Annotated in this window: 13 protein-coding genes and 2 pseudogenes; 6 read left to right on the top strand and 9 right to left on the bottom strand. The window is 70.8% G+C overall.

From position 1 onward, the window contains the following. From ACFQ4O_RS08420 to ACFQ4O_RS08395, 6 genes are all read right to left on the bottom strand, one after another. On the bottom strand, positions 1-1,472 hold a 1,472-nt coding region (locus ACFQ4O_RS08420; protein ID WP_378775252.1), incomplete at its 3' end, for a methylmalonyl-CoA mutase family protein. A 229-nt stretch (positions 1,473-1,701) separates the two neighbouring features. Next, entirely contained in the window at positions 1,702-2,712 is a 1,011-nt protein-coding gene (locus ACFQ4O_RS08415) for an autotransporter domain-containing protein (RefSeq protein WP_378775251.1), read from the bottom strand. 306 nt (positions 2,713-3,018) lie between these two features. Next, positions 3,019-4,401, bottom strand: a complete 1,383-nt coding sequence (locus ACFQ4O_RS08410) for a dipeptidase (protein WP_378775250.1) — start codon at positions 4,399-4,401, stop codon at positions 3,019-3,021. 58 nt (positions 4,402-4,459) lie between these two features. Continuing rightward, positions 4,460-4,855, bottom strand: coding sequence for a type II toxin-antitoxin system VapC family toxin (locus tag ACFQ4O_RS08405; RefSeq protein ID WP_378775249.1), 396 nt, complete (start codon positions 4,853-4,855; stop codon positions 4,460-4,462). Positions 4,856-4,862: 7 nt separating this feature from the next. Next, a complete protein-coding gene (locus tag ACFQ4O_RS08400; RefSeq protein ID WP_378775248.1) occupies positions 4,863-5,108 on the bottom strand; it encodes a type II toxin-antitoxin system VapB family antitoxin in 246 nt (81 codons plus the stop codon). 53 nt (positions 5,109-5,161) lie between these two features. After that, the gene (locus ACFQ4O_RS08395) at positions 5,162-6,748 is read right to left on the bottom strand and encodes a helicase HerA-like domain-containing protein (RefSeq protein ID WP_378775247.1); all 1,587 of its coding nucleotides are present in this window, start codon (positions 6,746-6,748) and stop codon (positions 5,162-5,164) included. 342 nt (positions 6,749-7,090) lie between these two features. Here ACFQ4O_RS08395 and ACFQ4O_RS08390 point away from each other — a divergent pair, with 342 nt between their 5' ends. The 5 genes and pseudogenes from ACFQ4O_RS08390 to metH all read left to right on the top strand — a co-directional run. After that, positions 7,091-8,113, top strand: coding sequence for an ArsR/SmtB family transcription factor (locus ACFQ4O_RS08390; protein ID WP_378775253.1), 1,023 nt, complete (start codon positions 7,091-7,093; stop codon positions 8,111-8,113). Continuing rightward, positions 8,113-9,024, top strand: coding sequence for a methylenetetrahydrofolate reductase [NAD(P)H] (gene metF, locus ACFQ4O_RS08385; RefSeq protein WP_378775246.1), 912 nt, complete (start codon positions 8,113-8,115; stop codon positions 9,022-9,024). The genes ACFQ4O_RS08390 and metF overlap by 1 nt, the downstream gene beginning before the upstream one ends. A gap of 50 nt (positions 9,025-9,074) precedes the next feature. Continuing rightward, positions 9,075-9,242, top strand: coding sequence for a hypothetical protein (locus ACFQ4O_RS08380; RefSeq protein WP_378775244.1), 168 nt, complete (start codon positions 9,075-9,077; stop codon positions 9,240-9,242). Further along, positions 9,239-10,285: pseudogene (locus ACFQ4O_RS08375) on the top strand (homocysteine S-methyltransferase family protein); the annotation flags it as partial. The gene ACFQ4O_RS08380 and the pseudogene ACFQ4O_RS08375, both read left to right, overlap by 4 nt. 145 nt (positions 10,286-10,430) lie before the next feature. Further along, positions 10,431-13,088 (top strand): annotated as a pseudogene (gene metH, locus ACFQ4O_RS08370) (methionine synthase); the annotation flags it as partial. Between the two features lie 42 nt (positions 13,089-13,130). Here metH and ACFQ4O_RS08365 read toward each other — a convergent pair. After that, positions 13,131-13,613, bottom strand: coding sequence for a DUF3617 domain-containing protein (locus ACFQ4O_RS08365; protein ID WP_378775243.1), 483 nt, complete (start codon positions 13,611-13,613; stop codon positions 13,131-13,133). 14 nt (positions 13,614-13,627) lie between these two features. Further along, positions 13,628-14,530 carry a KPN_02809 family neutral zinc metallopeptidase gene (gene ypfJ / locus ACFQ4O_RS08360; RefSeq protein WP_378775242.1) on the bottom strand — a complete coding sequence of 301 codons (903 nt, stop codon included), beginning with the start codon at positions 14,528-14,530 and terminating at the stop codon, positions 13,628-13,630. Positions 14,531-14,681: 151 nt separating this feature from the next. Here ypfJ and ACFQ4O_RS08355 point away from each other — a divergent pair, with 151 nt between their 5' ends. Beyond that, positions 14,682-16,499, top strand: a complete 1,818-nt coding sequence (locus ACFQ4O_RS08355) for a methyltransferase domain-containing protein (RefSeq protein ID WP_378775241.1) — start codon at positions 14,682-14,684, stop codon at positions 16,497-16,499. 169 nt (positions 16,500-16,668) lie between these two features. Here the strand turns inward: ACFQ4O_RS08355 and ACFQ4O_RS08350 are convergent. Next, on the bottom strand, positions 16,669-17,305 hold a 637-nt coding region (locus ACFQ4O_RS08350; RefSeq protein WP_378775240.1), incomplete at its 5' end, for a uracil-DNA glycosylase.

Genomic DNA, 17,305 nt, shown 5'->3' with positions numbered 1-17,305 from the left:
AGCGAGGCGCCCTCGAGCGCGCCGGCCACCAGCGCGTCGAACCCGGCCTCGTCCTCGCCGACGGTCGCGAGCGGGCGCAGCGAGGGCGACGGCGCGACCGTCGGACTGGGATCGAGCGCGATCGGCGCCTCGTCCGCCTGCGGGAACTCGCTGACGCCGACGATGGGCGCGCTGCGCTTCGCCACCGCGGCGTCGCGCGCGGTGCGGCTCGCCAGCAGCCGGTCCTGCCACGCGCCGCTGGTGATCGCCGCGAGGAAGCCGCCTTCGGCCTCCACCGTGCGGAACGTCTCCCAGCCGGCGGCGGCCAGATCGTCGGTGTAGGCCTCGATCGCGCCGGCGCCCGCGGCCGGATCGGCGACGCGGTGGGCGTTGGTCTCTTCCAAGATGATCGCCTGGGCGTTGCGGGCGATGCGGCGGGCGTCGGCGTTCACGCCGCCGAGCGCCTCGGTGAAGGGCAGCACCACGATCGAATCGGCGCCGCCGACGCCGGCCGCGAAGGCGGCGATGGTGGAGCGCACCATGTTGGTGTGGGCGTCGCGCCGGGTCAGCATGCGGCGCGAGGTTTCGGCGTGGATGTGGACCGGCGCGTCGGGCAGGCCCGCCTCCCGCCGCCACGCGGCCCAGAGCAGGCGCGCGGCGCGCAGCTTGGCGATGGTCGAGAACTGCTCCGCGTCGCAGGCGAAGGCGAAGGACACCGCGTCCGCCGCCACGTCGAGCGGCAGGCCGGCGGAAACGAGCCCCCGCACCTGCTCGGTGGCGGAGGCGAGCGCGGCGGCGAGCTCCTGCGCCTCGGTCGCGCCGGCGTCGTGATGCGCCCGCACGTCCACAGACAGGGCCGGACTGGTGAAGCCGCGGCGGCGCAGGCCGGCGATCCCGCCAGCGAGCCGGGCGGACATCTCCTCCCAGCCGCACGGCAGCGCGCCGGTGCGCACCAGATCGCGCAGCAGGTCCGCGCCGAACAGCACGAAGACGGAGGCCGGATCGAGCTTGCGGCGCTCCACCAGCGCGGTGACGAGCGCGGCGGCGGCGCGGCCGTGGAACGGGGGCAGCTCCAGACGGAGCGGCGCGAGGTCCAGCAGCACGCCGTCGAGCGCGCGGTCCAGCCGATCGAGCGTGTCGGCCACGAGGCCGCGGGTCTCGCCCGGCCCTGCGAGCACCAGCGACAGGCCGGAGGCGCCGTTGTTCAGATCCTCGAGCGCCTGCGCGTTCGCGGCCTCCGGATCGGCGATGTCGATGACGGTCATGGCGGTCCAGCGCGCGCCGGCCGGGCGGCCGGCCACGACGCGGGCCGGCGTGCGCTCCAGCAGCGCGTTCACCGTCACGCCGTCCATGGTGCGGCGCCGGATGACCGGCTCGAGCGGACGGCCCTTCAGCGCGGCTTCCGCCGCCTTAAGCCAGTCCTCCCGCGTCGCGGTCGCGAAATCGGCGGCGAAGGCGGTCGCCGCGGGGCTCGTCATAGGTTCCGTCGTCATTCGGCTCTCGCTCGGGCAGGCGGCGAACCTGCCACAGGCCATCCTTCACCACCATCATGGACATTGGAACAAGTCGAGCGCGGGGCGAAACGGCCACGCGCGCCAACCCGCGCCGGCCGGAACGGCCGCGCGTCCACGCCATAATGCGCCGCAGCATTTGGAGCAGGATCGCCGGGCCGCCGACACCCGTCAGATAGTCTATGCGCCGAAGCGCCGAGCCTTGACCGCTTCAGAACGAGACGCCGAGGCGCCCCCGCCCGGCGTGGGTGGCGAAGCCGTCGCGGGAGCCGTAGTCGTAGCTGAACTTGAGGTCGACGCCCTTGGCGAGCTCCGTGCCGAGGCCGAGCCCGCCCACCACGCCGCGGCCGTTGGGCGCCCCGCTCCACGAGGCGCGGACGCTGTCGCCCGCAAGGCCGGACGCCTTCAGCGGGGTGGAGTCGAAGGCCAGCATCTCGTCCGCGCCCACGAAGGCCTCGACGTTCAGGTCATGGTGGGCGTCGAGCTTGAAGCTGCGCGCGGCCTTGAGACGGAACGAGCCGATGGCCGCCTGCGCCAGCCGCGAGCGATAGGCGAAGGCGTTGGCGCCGCCGCGCTCCCGATAGGCCGACAGCGCGTTGGCGTAGAGCCCGACGCCGATCGACGGCGACACCTTGACCCCGCGCACGGTGACGTCGCCGCCCGCCTGCGCCGCCGCCCGGAGGTTGCGGCTGATGGCCCGGCCGTGGACCCGCGCGTCCTCCGGCCCGCGATCGATGGCGCGGAAGCCCACCACCGAGCCGCCGAACAGCAGCTTGGCGAAGGCCGAGCCCCGCTCCACCCGGCCGTAGACGTCCACATGCTGGGACAGCGTGCCGCCGGACAGATCGCCGGAGGACATGGAGCCCGCGCCCATGGCGGTCATGGCGCCCAGCACCACGCCCTCGCCGATGTCGCGGTCGATCCCGACGCGAAGCTGCGAGGTGCCGCCGCCATAGCCGAGGCGCTCGCCCCGCTCCGCCTGTCCGAACGAGGCGCCGCCCACGTCCACGAAGGTCTTGGCCTGCTTGACGACCACGCCCTTCTCCTTGCGGTCGGCGTCCAGCCGGCTGAAGGCGGCCTCCGCCTCGGACTGGGCCAGGAACACGCCCGTCTCCACCAGCGCCTGGGTGGCGCGAAGGTCGTCGGCCGCGGCCGGCGCGGCGCACAGCGCCAGCGTCACGCCGAGCGTGAGCCCGGCGCGGGACAAGGTCCGCGATGTCATGTCGTCTCTCCGAAAGTCCGGCCGCCGGCCCGCACGACGCGGCGGCACGTCAGTTTCGAAGTCGCAATATGAACGTTCGTTCAGCTTCGCGCGACCCGGCGGGAGTCACGAAGGCGTCAGGCGGTATTTAGGGAAGGACTCTCTTACGACTGAAGTCGCAGGCCTTTTCGCGCCCGGCCGCGCTCAGCGCAGGCCAGCCTTGCGCGAGACTCAAGGCCGGAAACGCCCGTGGAGGACGTGAAAACGGGCGAACGGCGCCGGCGAGTCGGAGGCGCGCGCCGGGCGAGGCGGCTTCCCCGGCGCGCGTCAGCCGGCCAGCGCGGCCAGAATGCGGACCCAGGAGCGGGTTCCGCGCCGGAAGCTGTCGAGGTCGTATTTTTCGTTCGGCGAGTGGATGCGGTCGTCGTCGAGCGCGAAGCCGATCAGCAGCGTGTCGAGCCCGAGCAGGCGCTTGAAGTCGCCGACCACGGGGATCGAGCCGCCGGAGCCGATGGTGACCGCCTCCACGCGCCACTCGTCGGCGAGCGCGGCCCGCGCCGTGGCGAGCGCCGGGCTGTCGAACGGCAACTGGATGGCGCGGGAGCCCTTGTGGCCCTCGAACACGACCTCGCAATCCACCGGCAGCCGCCCGCGCACATAGGCCCGGAACGCCTGCTTCACCTTGGCCGGGTCCTGATCGCCCACCAGCCGGAACGAGATCTTGGCGTGGGCCTCGGCCGGGATCACCGTCTTGGCGCCCGCCCCCGTGTACCCGCCCCAGAAGCCGTTCACGTCGCAGGTGGGACGCGACTGGATCTGCTCGATGATCATGCGGTCGCGCTCGCCGGCGGGCTCCGACAGGCCGATCGGCTTGAGGAAGGCGTCGGCGTCGAGGCCGAGCGAGCGCCACTGCTCCCGCACCTCCGCCGGCGTTTCGGCGACGCCGTCGTAGAAGCCCGGCAGCGTCACGCGGCCGTCGGCGTCGTGGAGCCCCGCGACGATGTCCGCCACCACATGCAGCGGATTGCGCGCCGCGCCGCCGTAGAGGCCGGAATGCAGGTCGCGATCGGCGGCCCGCACCGTGATCTCCTCATAGACGAGGCCCCGGAGCGACGAGGTGATGGCGGGGCGCCCCGCCGCCCACATGGCGGTGTCGCAGACCAGCGCCACGTCGGCGCCGAGCTCGTCCTTCGCTTCATCCAGGAAGGCCGGCAGGTTGATGGAGCCGCACTCCTCCTCGCCCTCCAGCAGCACCGTGACGCCCACCGGCAGGTCGCCCGTGGCCGCGATCCAGGCGCGGCAGGCCTCCAGGAAGGTCATGACCTGGCCCTTGTCGTCGCTCGCGCCGCGCGCGACCACCGCCTTGCGCCCGTCGGTCAGCGTCGCGATGCGCGGCTCGAACGGCGGCGTCTCCCATTTGTCGAGCGGGTCCACCGGCTGCACGTCGTAATGGCCGTAGAACAGCACATGCGGCGCGCCGGGCTTCGGCCGGGTGGCGAGCACCACCGGGTGGCCCGGCGTCTCGCGCAGGGCGGCCGAAAACCCGATCTCCACCAGATCGCGCCGCAGCCAGTCCGCCGCCTCCCGGCAGCCGGTCCGGTGCTCGGGATCGGTGGAGACGGACGGGATCTTCAGCAGCGCGAACAGGCGCTCGAGGCTCGGGTCCAGCGCCGCGTCGGCGGCGGCGAGAGCGCGGTCGAGATCGGACATGAGAGACATTCCTTCGAGCGGGCGCCGGCGGCGATGACGCGACCGGCCACGCGATCCGTCAGGCGAGATCGGTGCGGGCGAAATCCTCGCCCTTGTACAGCAGACGCGCGCCATGCGCTCTGGCGCAGGCGTAGGCGAAGCAGTCGCCCATGTTGAGCTGGGCCGGATGCCCCGTGCCCTTGCCGTAGCGGAGATGGGCGTCGATCGCGAGGCGCGCGGTTTCGGCGTCGATCGGAACGACGGCGACCTCGTACCCGCGAAGAAACGCCTCCAGAAGATCGCGCGCCTTTGACACCGGCACGCCGTTTCGACGGGCGATCGCCAGCGACGATTCGTAGATGGCGACCGCGGATGTGAGGGTCTGGTCGGGACCCGCCTCCAGAACAGTAAGAAAGGCGTCCGCCTCCTGTTCGGACGACACGATCGCCGTCAACGCCGACGCGTCTATGAACACGGCGTCGCTATTCATCATTCAGCGAGTCGTAAAACGCCTTGTCCGCGGCAAGCCCGGTCGAAGGATGCTTTTTCATCTCCTCCCATATGGGACGCAGCCGCTCGCGCAGATCGGCTTTCCGCCCGGCCGGATCAAAAGCCTTCAGCTCCGCCTCGCACGCCGCCCGGATGGTCTCGGTCAGGCTCGTGCCCTTGGCGGCCGCCAGTTCGCGCACCACCCGGTCGGTCTCCGGGTCCCTCACATGAAACGCCATGACGTCTACACTCCGCTCAGCTCTATCTAGATCGTGCGGGCGCGGCGTTCAATTCACCTCTTGAGCAGGCTGCCCAGCACGCCGCGCACCACCGAACGGCCGATGGAGGAGCCGGCGGAGCCCGCGATCGACTTGCCGATCTGGGCGGCGATGTTGCCGGCGGTCTGGTTGACCACGGTGCGCGTGACGTCGCGGGCGATGGTCTGGGTCGGCGTCAGCGTCTTGCCGCGCCCGGAGCCGGTGCCGAAGATGCTGTCGAACAGGCCGCCGAAGCCGCCGGCCTCCGCCTCGGCCGGGGCCTGCTGGGCCATGGCGGTCTCCTGCGCCTTCTTCTGCAGCAGCTCGTAGGCCGACTCGCGGTCGACCGTCTCGTCATACTTGCCCGCGACGGCGGAGGTGCGGATGCGCTCCTGCCGCTCCTGCGCGGTGAGCGGCCCGATGCGCGCCACCGGCGGGCGGATCAGCGTGCGCTCCACCATGGAGGGCACGCCCTTGCCCTCCAGCATGGAGACCAGCGCCTCGCCGACGCCGAGTTCGGTGATCACCTGCGCGGTCTTGATGTTGGGGTTGGGCCGGAAGGTCTCGGCCGCCGCCCGCACCGCCTTCTGCTCCCGGGGGGTGAAGGCGCGCAGCGCGTGCTGCACCCGGTTGCCGAGCTGGCCCGCCACCTCCTCCGGCACGTCGATCGGGTTCTGCGTCACGAAATAGACGCCGACGCCCTTGGAGCGGATCAGGCGCACCACCTGCTCCACCTTCTCGATCAGCGCCTTGGGCGCCTCGTCGAACAGCAGATGCGCCTCGTCGAAGAAGAACACCAGCTTCGGCCGGTCGAGATCGCCCACCTCGGGAAGGGTCTCGAACAGCTCCGACAGCAGCCACAGCAGGAAGGTGGCGTAGAGCCTGGGGCTCGCCATCAGCCGGTCGGCGGCGAGGATGTTGATCACGCCCCGGCCGTCGCGGGTGGTGCGCATGATGTCGGCGAGCTCCAGCGCCGGCTCGCCGAAGAACTTGTCGCCGCCCTGGCTCTCCAGCACCAGAAGCTGGCGCTGCACCGCGCCAACCGTCGCCTTGGCCACGTTGCCGTATTTGGTGGTGAGCGTCGCCGCGTTCTCGGCCACGTAGACCAGCAGCGCCTGCAGGTCCTTCAGGTCCAGCAGCAGCAGGCCCTGCTCGTCCGCCACCCGGAACACGATGTTGAGCACGCCCTCCTGCGTCGGGTTCAGGTTCATCAGCCGCGCCAGCAGCAGCGGCCCCATCTCCGACACCGTGGCGCGGATCGGGTGGCCCTGCTCGCCGAACAGATCCCAGAAGATCACCGGGAACTGGTCGTTGACGTAAGGCGCAAGCCCCACCTCCTCGGCGCGCTTCAGCAGGAAGTCCTTGGGCTCGCCCTTGGCCGCGACGCCGGACAGGTCGCCCTTGATGTCGGCGGCGAAGACCGAGACGCCCGCGTCCGAAAAGCCCTCCGCCAGCGCCTGCAGCGTCACGGTCTTGCCGGTGCCGGTGGCGCCGGTGACGAGGCCGTGGCGGTTGCCGAACTTCAGCTCGAGATACTCATGGCCGAGCGGCTTATGGTCGGCGTCCACGCTGGCGCCCACGAAAATCCTGCCGTCCTGAAGCACGCCGCCGGTCTCGGTCATCGCCAGACATCCTTCGCCACATGAGTCGCGCGCGGGAGCGACTCTCAACCCGCGCCGGTCGGCGACCGTGCCACGCCCGGCGTCCCAAAAAAAGACGGCCAACGGTGGGAGCGGCGCGCGCCTCTTAAGAGCGGCGCGCCTCTTCCTTGTCCCGGCCTTGAGCCGGGACCCAGAAACGTCATCGCATCAGAACGAACCGCCGCCCGCGTCCGTCGCGTCTTACTTGAGAGTTCAGTGGTTCTGGGTCCCGGCTCAAGGCCGGGACAAGGAAGAGCTGGCGCCCTCAGGGAGCGGGCGCCTTCGCCGTTGCGCCGGGCGCGAGAACGATATAAAGACATGTTTATGTCTTTTATCGCCTCATCCCAGCCGATCGGCTTCGACGACGCTCTCGCCGGCCTGCGCGCCGCGGCGGAGCCGACGCGGCTGCGCGTGCTGGCGCTGCTGGCGGACGGCGAGCTGACGGTGTCCGACCTGACCGACATCCTCGGCCAGAGCCAGCCGCGCATCTCGCGCCATCTCAAGCTGCTGGTGGAGGCCGGGCTGGTGGAGCGGCGGCGCGAGGGGGCGTGGGCGTTCTTCGCGCTGTCCGAGCGGCCGACGCTGCGGGCGGCGCTGACCGCCTCGCTGGCGCGCCTCGACGCCGCCGATCCGGTGCTGGTTCAGGACCGGGAGCGGCTCGCCCACGCCCGCGCGGTCCATCAGGAGGCCGCCGACCGCTATTTCAGCGCGCAGGCGACCCATTGGGACGGCGTGCGCAGCCTGCATGTGGCGGAGAGCGCGGTGGAGCGCGCGCTGCTCGACGCGCTGGGCGACCGGCGGGTCGAGGCGGCGCTCGACATCGGCACCGGCACCGGCCGGATGCTGGAGCTGCTGAGCCCGCTCGCGAACCGGGTGGTGGGCGTGGATTCGAACCGGGACATGCTGTCGGTCGCCCGCGCCAATCTGGCCCGCGCCGGCGTCGTGAACGCGCAGGTGCGGCAGGGCGACGTCTACGCGCTGCCCACGCCCCGCGACAGCTTCGATCTGGTGGTGCTGCATCAGGTGCTGCACTTCCTCGACGACGGCGCGCGGGCGCTGAAGGAGGCGGCGCGCGCGCTCAGCCCCGGCGGGCGCCTGCTGGTGGTGGATTTCGCGCCCCACGGCATCGAGGCCCTGCGCGAGGACCACGCCCACCGCCGCCTCGGCTTCTCGCCCGACACCATGGCCGAGGGGCTCGCCGCCGCCGGCCACGACCTGACCGCCCGGCGCGATCTGCCGCCGCCGGACGGCGCGGCCGACAAGCTCACCGTTTCGCTGTGGCTGGCGCGCGATCCCCGGATCGTGGCCGACGCGGCGCCCCTGTCCTCGACCTTCGAGGTGGCTTGATGCCCAACCCCCGCCTGTCCCGCGCCGCCCGCCGGCCGATCCGCGTCTCGTTCGAGTTCTTCCCGCCCAAGACCCCGGAGATGGAGGCCGCGCTGTGGCGCGCGGTGGAGCGGCTGGTCCCGCTCGACCCCACCTTCATGTCCGTGACCTACGGCGCCGGCGGCTCCACCCGCGAGCGCACCCACGCCACCGTCGCCCGCATGGTGCAGGAGACCCACGTGCCGCCGGCGGCGCATCTCACCTGCGTCTCCGCCACCAAGGCGGAGGTGGACGCGGTGGTGGACAGCTACCGGGAGGCCGGCGTGCGCCACATCGTGGCGCTGCGCGGCGATCCGGCCGGCGGCGTGGGCTCGACCTTCGAGCCCCATCCGGGCGGCTACGCCTCCACCGCCGAGCTGGTGGCCGGCATCCGAAGCCGCGCGCCCGAGATCGAGATTTCCGTGTCGGCCTATCCGGAGAAGCACCCGGAAAGCCCGACCGTCGAGGCGGATTTCGACACGCTGAAGGCCAAGGTGGACGCCGGCGCCACCCGCGCCATCACCCAGTTCTTCTTCGACAACAACCACTACCTGCGCTACGTCGACCAAGCGCGGGCGCGGGGCATCCACATCCCGATCGTGCCGGGCATCGTGGCGGTGTCGAACTTCCGCCAGACCGCGAACTTCGCCGCCAAGGCCGGCGCCTCGGTGCCGGACTGGTTCGCCGCCCGCTTCGAGGGGCTGGAGAACGATCCCCAGACCCGCCAGCTCATCGCCGCGGCCGTGGCCGCCGAACAGGCGCTCGATCTCGTGGATCATGGGGTGAAGGACTTCCACTTCTACACCATGAACAAGGCCGATCTGGTCTACGCCGTGTGCCACCTGCTCGGCCTGCGGCCGCACGGAACCGCGGCGGGAGCGGTCGCGGCGTGAGGATCACGCTCGGCGACATCCGTCGGATCCGCGCCGAGATGGACGGACCCATGGACCTGTGGTCGAACGACACCCGTGAAATTATGGCGCAGGCCCACGATATGATCGTGTTCGAGGATCGACTGCTCGACGCGCGCGCGGCCCACCCGTCGCCGCGCTCGATCAGGGAGCTTCGGAAGCTTCTCGCCTCGATCGAGAACGAAGGAACGCCGTCATGACCGACACCGAAACCACGATCCGGAGGCTCGCCGCCGAGCGCATCCTCGTGCTGGACGGCGCCATGGGCACCATGATCCAGCAGCGCAAGTTTTCGGAAGCCGACTTCCGCGCGGAGCGCTTCAAGGACTGGGGTCACGACCTCAAGGGCAACAACGACCTGCTGATCCTGACGCAACCGGACGCCATCCGCGAGATTCACCTCGAGTATTTCCGCGCGGGCGCCGACATCGTCGAGACCAACACGTTCTCGTCCACCACCATCGCCCAGGCCGACTACGGCATGGAGGCGCTGGCCTATGAGCTGAACGTGGAGGGCGCGAAGCTCGCCCGGCAGGCCGCCGACATCGCGCAAGAAGAGGACGGCCGTCCGCGCTTCGTGGCCGGCGCCATCGGCCCGACCAACCGCACCGCCTCGATCTCGCCGGACGTGAACAATCCGGGCTTCCGCGCCGTCACCTTCGACGATCTGGCGACCGCCTATGGCGAGGCCGCCCGCGGCCTGATCGACGGCGGCGCCGACCTGATCCTGATCGAGACCATCTTTGACACGCTGAACGCCAAGGCCGCGGTGTTCGCGATCGAGGAGCTTTACGCCGAGCTCGGCCGCCGGCTGCCGGTCATGATCTCCGGCACCATCACCGACCTGTCGGGCCGCACGCTGTCCGGCCAGACGCCGACCGCGTTCTGGAACGCGCTCAGCCACGCGCGGCCCATCTCGATCGGCCTCAACTGCGCGCTCGGCGCCAAGGAGATGCGCGCCCACATCGCGGAGCTGTCGCGGGTGGCGGACACGCTGATCTGCGCCTATCCCAACGCCGGCCTGCCGAACGAGTTCGGGCTCTACGACGAGAGCCCGGAGGCCATGGCGGAGCTGGTGGGCGAGTTCGCCGACGCCGGCCTCGTCAACATCGTCGGCGGCTGCTGCGGCACCACGCCGGCGCACATCGGCGCCATCGCGAAGGCGGTCGCCGGCAAGACGCCGCGCCATGTCCCCGCGATCACGCCGCGGATGCGCCTGTCCGGCCTCGAGCCGTTCGAGCTGGTGGCGTGAGCGCGACGCCCTCCCCTCGTCCCGGCCGTGAGCCGGGACCCGCAAACGGCGCGCGCGCCGACGATGGCGGCGCCGCGCGCCGCCGATCCGAACTCCTGACCACGACGGACGCCCCATGACCTCCGCCGCCTCCCGCTTCGTCAATGTCGGCGAGCGCACCAACGTCACCGGCTCCGCCAAGTTCCGGAAGCTGATCACCAACGGCGACTACGCCGCCGCGCTCGACGTGGCGCGGGAGCAGGTGGAGAACGGCGCCCAGATCCTGGACGTCAACATGGACGAGGGCCTGCTCGACAGCGAGAAGGCCATGACGGAGTTCCTGAACCTCGTCGCCTCGGAGCCGGACATCGCCCGCGTGCCGGTGATGATCGACTCATCCAAGTGGTCGGTGATTGAGGCCGGCCTGAAATGCGTGCAGGGCAAGCCGATCGTGAACTCGATCTCGCTGAAGGAAGGCGAGGAGGCGTTCCTGTTCTACGCCCGCAAGGTGCGCGCCTACGGCGCCGCCGTGGTGGTGATGGCCTTCGACGAGCAGGGCCAGGCGGACACCTTCGCCCGCAAGACCGAGATCTGCGGCCGGGCCTACAAGGTTCTCACCGAGCAGGTGGGCTTCCCGCCGGAAGACATCGTGTTCGACCCGAACGTGTTCGCGGTGGCGACCGGCATCGAAGAGCACGCCAACTACGGCGTGGACTTCATCGAGGCCACGCGCTGGATCCGCGAGAACCTGCCCCACGCCCACATCTCGGGCGGCGTCTCCAACCTGAGCTTCGCCTTCCGCGGCAACGAGCCGGTGCGCGCGGCGATGCATTCGGTGTTCCTGTACCACGCCATAGCCGCGGGCATGGACATGGGCATCGTCAACGCCGGCGCCCTGCCGGTCTATGACGACATCGACCCGGAGCTGCGCGAGCTCGCCGAGGACGTGGTGCTGAACCGCCGCGCCGACGCCACCGACCGGCTGCTGGCCGCCGCCGACCGCTTCAAGGGCGGCAAGGCCGAGGCGCGGGTGGTCGACGTCAAGTGGCGCGACCAGCCGGTGGAGAAGCGGCTGGAGCACGCGCTGGTCCACGGCGTGACCGAATTCATCGAGGCCGACACCGAGGAGGCGCGCCAGAAGGCCGAGCGCCCGCTGCACGTCATCGAAGGCCCGCTGATGGCCGGCATGAACGTGGTCGGCGACCTGTTCGGCTCCGGCAAGATGTTCCTGCCGCAGGTGGTGAAGTCCGCCCGCGTCATGAAGCAGGCGGTCGCCTATCTGATGCCCTTCATGGAGGAGGAGAAGCGCCTCAACGGCGGCTCCGAGCGCTCCTCCGCCGGCAAGATCCTGATGGCGACGGTGAAGGGCGACGTCCACGACATCGGCAAGAACATCGTCGGCGTCGTGCTCCAGTGCAACAATTACGAGGTGATCGACCTCGGCGTGATGGTGCCGGTGCAGAAGATCATCGCCGCCGCCCGCGAGCATGAGGTGGACGTGATCGGCCTGTCCGGCCTCATCACCCCCTCGCTCGACGAGATGGTGACGGTGGCCTCCGAGCTGGAGCGCGAGGGCTTCGACGTGCCGCTGCTGATCGGCGGCGCCACCACGTCCAAGATCCACACCGCGGTGAAGATCCACCCGGCCTATGCGCGCGGCCAGGCGGTCTACGTGCTGGACGCGAGCCGCGCCGTCGGCGTGGTGTCGCAGCTGCTCTCCAACGACAACAAAGCCGGCTATGTGGCCGGCATCCAGGCCGACTACGCCCGCCTCGCCGAGCAGCACGCCCGCGCGCAGGAGGACAAGGCCCGCGCGCCGATCGCGACCGCCCGCGCCAACCGCATGGCGCTCGACCTGTCGAAGGTGCAGCCGAAGCCGTCCTTCCTCGGCACGAAGGTGCTGACGAGCATCCCGCTCGACACCCTGATCCCCTACATCGACTGGACGCCGTTCTTCTCCACCTGGGAGCTGCGCGGCCGCTTCCCCGACATTCTGAACGACGAGAAGCAGGGCGAGGCCGCCCGCAGCCTCTACGACGACGCCACCGCCATGCTGCGCCAGATGGCGGAGGAGAAGTGGCTGGAGGCCCGCGCCGTGATCGGCTTCTGGCCCGCCGCCGCCCGCGGCGACGACATCGTGCTGTTCACCGACGACACCCGCACGCAGGAGCTCGCCACGCTGCACACGCTCCGCCAGCAGATGGCGCGGGGCAAGGACCGGCCGAACCTCGCGCTCGCCGATTTCGTGGCGCCGGAAGGCTCGGGCGTGCCGGACTATGTGGGCGGCTTCGCCGTCACCGCCGGCATCGGCGAGGAGGCGGTGGCCCAGCGCTTCGCCCGCGCCAACGACGACTACGGCGGCATCCTCGCCAAGGCGCTGGCCGACCGTCTGGCGGAAGCGGCCGCGGAGTGGATGCACGCCGAGGTGCGCAAGACGTACTGGGGCTACGCGCCCGGCGAGGCGCTCTCCAACGACGAGCTGATCGCCGAGACCTACGACGGCGTCCGCCCCGCGCCGGGCTATCCGGCCCAGCCCGACCACACCGAGAAGGGCACGCTGTTCGAGCTTCTGGACGCGCCCGAGGCCATCGGCCTGACGCTGACCGAGAGCTACGCCATGTGGCCGGGCTCGGCGGTGTCGGGGCTCTATTTCAGCCACCCGGACAGCCGCTACTTCGGCCTCGGCAAGATCGACCGCGACCAGGTCGCCGACTACGCCGCCCGCAAGGGCTACGCCCTCGACGCGATGGAGAAGTGGCTGGCCCCGGTGCTGAACTACGACCCCAACCGCGCCGCCAAGATCGCGGCGGAGTAAGCGCCGGCCAACCGTCGTGATGGAGCGGCCCGCGCCTCGCGCTCAGTTGCCCGCGGGCGGCACGTTCACCACGGTTCCGTTCGGCAGGATCACGTCGCCGGGGCGCTGGTCGGGGGCGCAGTCGCCGAGACGGCGGGCTTCGATCGCGGTGTAGAACCGCCGGCCGCCGCCCTCGCCCGGCAGGCCGGTCATCACCGTCACGTTCTCGGCCCGGGCGAAGCTCTCGAAATCGCCCGACAGCGTGACCTTGTTGTCGATGGACATGCCGCCCGACGAGCAGATCGCGCCGGCGGAATAGCCCTCCGCCGTCACCTTGAAGTCGTCGTTGCGGCAGGTGACGCCGGCCATGATCTGGCGCGTCAGCCGGTCGGTGCGCGCGTCCACGCACTCCTTCGCGACCGTGCGGCCGGCGTCGGTGATGGTGGTGGTCTCCCACAGGCCGGGCGCCCGCTTCGGCGGCGAGGCGGCGAAGGCGGGCCCGGCGGAGAGGGCCGCCACGACGGCGGCGCGGAGCAGCGCGGTCATGAGCGGGGCGTCCGTCACAGCTGGCGGGTGGCGAAAGTGTTGCACTGCTTCGGATCGCCCGAGGACAGCCCGGTCTTGAACCAGCGCACCCGCTGGGCCGAGGAGCCGTGGGTGAAGCTGTCCGGCACCACCTCGCCGCCGGAGCGCCGCTGCAGCGTGTCGTCGCCGATGGCGGTGGCGGCGGTGAGCGCGCTCTCCACGTCGCCGGGCTCGATCACGTTGAAGCGCTTGTTGGCCCAGTAGCCCCAGACGCCGGCGAAACAGTCCGCCTGCAGCTCCATACGCACGGAGATGGCGTTGGCCTCCTCCTCCGAGCGGGCGCTCTGCCGGCGCTCGTTGGCCATGCGCATGATGCCGAGCTCGTTCTGCACATGGTGCCCGATCTCGTGCGCGATGACATAGGCGCGGGCGAACTCGCCCGGCGCGCGGAACTTGCGCGACATCTCCTCGAAGAACTCGGTGTCCAGATAGACCCGCTGGTCGCCGGGGCAGTAGAACGGCCCCATGGCGGCGCTGCCGAGGCCGCAGGCGGTGCTGGTGCGCCCGGAATAGAGCGTCAGGCGCGGGCGCTCGTACTGCTTGCCGGACTGCTGGAACAGCTGGTCCCACACGTCCTCGGTCTGGGCGAGCACGGCGCGCACGAACTCGCCCTGCTTGCGCTCGTCGTCCGACAGCTGGCTCGGATCGCCCTGGGGCCGCTCCTGCTGGGAGTAGCCCGAGCCGCCGCCCTGCACGGCGTCGAGCCCGGCCAGAATGACCCGCGGATCGATCCCGAGCGCCCAGGACACGAGCCCGACCACGATCAACCCGCCGATGCCGACGCCGCCTCCGCCGCCGGGGAAGCGGAACCCGCCGCCGCCCCGTCCGCCGCGCTCGTCGTCGACATTGTCGCTTCGACGAAAATCATCCCAACGCATGGTCCGTCCCCGGAACGCCCTCTCGACTCCGGAAACTAGCGCGCTTCGCGCCGGCGCACACGGGGGCAATGGGGCGAAAGGGCGCCGTCGTTGACAGCCGCGCGAGCGGGAGGCGATCCTCGCGCCCCGGCGACGGAGGACCAACCAGAAGATGAATCATCCGATCTCGTCCGACGCGGCCGCCGCCGCGTCCCTCGCGTTCGACCAGCATGCGCATTTCAAATCCAACGGTTTCAGCCTCCGGCGGGGCCTTCTGGACGCCGACGAGGTCAAGGCGCTGTCCGCCCGGCTGCGCGAGGCCTATCTCGGCGAGCAGCTCAAGTTCCTGCGCAACGACATCGCCAACAACGTGCCCGAGGTGACCCACTACATCTGGGATCCCCGGGTGGTGGAGTTCGTGGCCGACTCCATCGGCGGGCGGCCGAAGTTCCTTCAGGCCTCGGACTTCCAGATCAACCACAATGTGTTTGGCTGGCACCGGGACTCGCCAAGCCGCAAGTTCGGCGGCGTGGACTGGCAGGAGTTCGACGGGCCCTACGCCTGCGTCAAATGCATCCTATATTTCGACACCACCGACTTCGGCCTCGGCGTGGTGCCGGGCAGCCATCTGCACCCGATCGCGGTGGAGGACGTGCACCACTACAAGGGCGAGACGGTGACGCTGGATCAGGGCGAGGCGCCCGATTTCGGCTACGGGCTCGACGACTGGCGGCCCGTGAACGTGGTGGTGCAGCCCGGCGACGCGCTGCTGTTCGACCAGCGGCTTTATCATCGGGGCTGGCCCACCGCGCGACGCAGCGCCGAGGAGCGGCGGCTGCTGAGCCGCGCCGGCCAGTACAAGTATTCCGGCGGAAAGATCACGCTCGCTTTGTGCTACGGCCTCGATAACTTCCACTCGCACCGCTACTACAGCGCCTTCCGCTTCCACCGCGTGGACCTGAAGTTTCAGGATCTGCCGCCGCCGATCATCGATAAACTCGAGGCGAACGATCTGCTGCTCTCCAGCATGGGGCGCAACCTGTTCGAGGACGACGAGGCCGCGAGCCAGGACCTCTACTCCTCGCTCAAGATGGCGCTGGCGGTGGAGAAGCTGCCGGAGGCCGAGGACGTGCTGTTCGAGACCCCGCCCGCGACCCGCTCCGACAGCCGCCTGAAGGGCGAGGCGCTGACCCGCCCGTTCGTCAAGTTCCAGCGGCAGGCCTGCCCAGCCTGCGGCTCGGTCGAGCCCCTGCTCGCCAGCAACTATCCGTCCGGCAATCAGGAGTTCTTCGCCAACCTCACGGTGCTCGGCTGCGCCCAGTGCGGCTTCGCCTTCGTGCCGAACCGGGTGCTCGGTCTGTCGCGCTTCCACCGGCGGGCCGCGCCCGAGGGCGCGCTGAAGGATCCGGCGGCGGTGGCGCGGTTCCGGCCCGACCACCCCTTCACCGCCACCTGGCCGGAGGCGACCGCCGGGCTTGAGAACCGCACCGTGCTGGACATCGCCTGCGGCTACGGCGCGGCGCTGGCCGAGTTCGCGGGCGCCCGCCGCATCGGCGTGGAGTTCGACCCCGAGATCGCGGCGGTGGCGCGGGGGAGCGGCATCGAGACGGTGTCGCGCCTGTCGCTGGTGGAGCCGAGCTCGGTCGACCTCATGATCGCCGACCGCTGGCTCGAGTCGCTGCCGCCGAAGGAGGCGCTCGAGGAGCTGAAGGAGGCGCGGCCGAAGCTGAAGCCGGACGGCGCACTATTGCTCAAGGTCAGCAACGCCTCGCTGCTGCGCCTCAACGCCAAGCGCGCCCGCCACGCCCCCAATCTCAGCTTCTTCTCCGCCCGCGCGCTGAAGGCGATGCTGAACAAAGCCGGCTACGGAACTGTGGAGGTGCGCGCCGCCGGCGCCAAGTTTAAACCCCACCGCACGCCCATCTACACCCCCTCCAAAGGCCGCGACGACGTGCGCGGCGAGTGGCTCATGGCGCTGGCGCGGGTGTGAAGCGTCCCGCACGGCGCCGAGGTGCGCCGTTTAAGCTCCCGTCATGCCCGGCGAAGCCGGGCATCCACGACTTTCTTTGGAGCGGACGCTTGCGCGTTCAAATCGTGGATGCCCGAGACAAGCTCGGGCATGACGGGCGATGGCGTTCTTAAACTGCCTCCCGCTCCCCTCACCCGCCGTCGAGCGCGCGGCGGATGGCTTTGAAGTCGCGCCAGGCGAAGGCTTTCTGGCCGGGCTGGCGCAGGAGGTAGGCGGGGTGCAGGGTGGCGAGGGCGCGGATGCGGCGGCGGCCGGTGTCGTAGTCGAGCCAGCGGCCGCGCAGCTTCAGGATGCCCTCCTTGGTCTGGAACAGGCTCTGCGCCGCAGGGCCGCCCAGCGTCACCAGCACGTCGGGATCGGCGAGCGCGATCTGGCGGCGGATGAACGGCAGGCAGATCTCGAGCTCCTGCGGCGTCGGCGTGCGGTTGCCGGGCGGACGCCACGGGATCACGTTCGCGATGTAGGCGCTCGAGCGGTCGACGCCGATCGCCGCCAGCATGCGGTCGAGCAGCTGGCCCGAGCGGCCGACGAAGGGCAGGCCCGAGAGGTCCTCGTCGCGGCCGGGCGCCTCGCCCACCAGCATCAGCCGGGCGCCGGGGGTTCCGTCGGAGAACACGGTGCGGCTCGCGGTCGCCTTGAGGGCGCAGCCGTCGAACCGCTCCAGGATCGCGCGCAGATCCCGCTGCATCTCGGCGCCGGCGGCGTCCGCCAGGGCGGCGGAGGCGGTCTCCTCAGGGCCGGCCAGCGCCTCGACCGCCAGCGCCGCG

The sequence above is a fragment of the Methylopila musalis genome, assembly GCF_042679725.1.
GTDB lineage: Bacteria > Pseudomonadota > Alphaproteobacteria > Rhizobiales > Methylopilaceae > Methylopila > Methylopila musalis.
Note: the sequence above shows the minus strand (reverse complement) of the source record. Positions and strands in the feature narration are given on the sequence as shown.

Excerpts from the sequence above, each read along its gene's own strand:
- ACFQ4O_RS08415 (WP_378775251.1), bottom strand. The coding sequence starts at position 2,712 with ATGACATCGCGGACCTTGTCCCGCGCCGGGCTCACGCTCGGCGTGACG.
- ACFQ4O_RS08410 (WP_378775250.1), bottom strand. The coding sequence starts at position 4,401 with ATGTCCGATCTCGACCGCGCTCTCGCCGCCGCCGACGCGGCGCTGGAC.
- ACFQ4O_RS08400 (WP_378775248.1), bottom strand. The coding sequence starts at position 5,108 with ATGGCGTTTCATGTGAGGGACCCGGAGACCGACCGGGTGGTGCGCGAA.
- ACFQ4O_RS08395 (WP_378775247.1), bottom strand. The coding sequence starts at position 6,748 with ATGACCGAGACCGGCGGCGTGCTTCAGGACGGCAGGATTTTCGTGGGC.
- ACFQ4O_RS08390 (WP_378775253.1), top strand. The coding sequence starts at position 7,091 with ATGTCTTTTATCGCCTCATCCCAGCCGATCGGCTTCGACGACGCTCTC.
- metF (WP_378775246.1), top strand. The coding sequence starts at position 8,113 with ATGCCCAACCCCCGCCTGTCCCGCGCCGCCCGCCGGCCGATCCGCGTC.
- ACFQ4O_RS08380 (WP_378775244.1), top strand. The coding sequence starts at position 9,075 with ATGGACCTGTGGTCGAACGACACCCGTGAAATTATGGCGCAGGCCCAC.
- ACFQ4O_RS08365 (WP_378775243.1), bottom strand. The coding sequence starts at position 13,613 with ATGACCGCGCTGCTCCGCGCCGCCGTCGTGGCGGCCCTCTCCGCCGGG.
- ypfJ (WP_378775242.1), bottom strand. The coding sequence starts at position 14,530 with ATGCGTTGGGATGATTTTCGTCGAAGCGACAATGTCGACGACGAGCGC.
- ACFQ4O_RS08355 (WP_378775241.1), top strand. The coding sequence starts at position 14,682 with ATGAATCATCCGATCTCGTCCGACGCGGCCGCCGCCGCGTCCCTCGCG.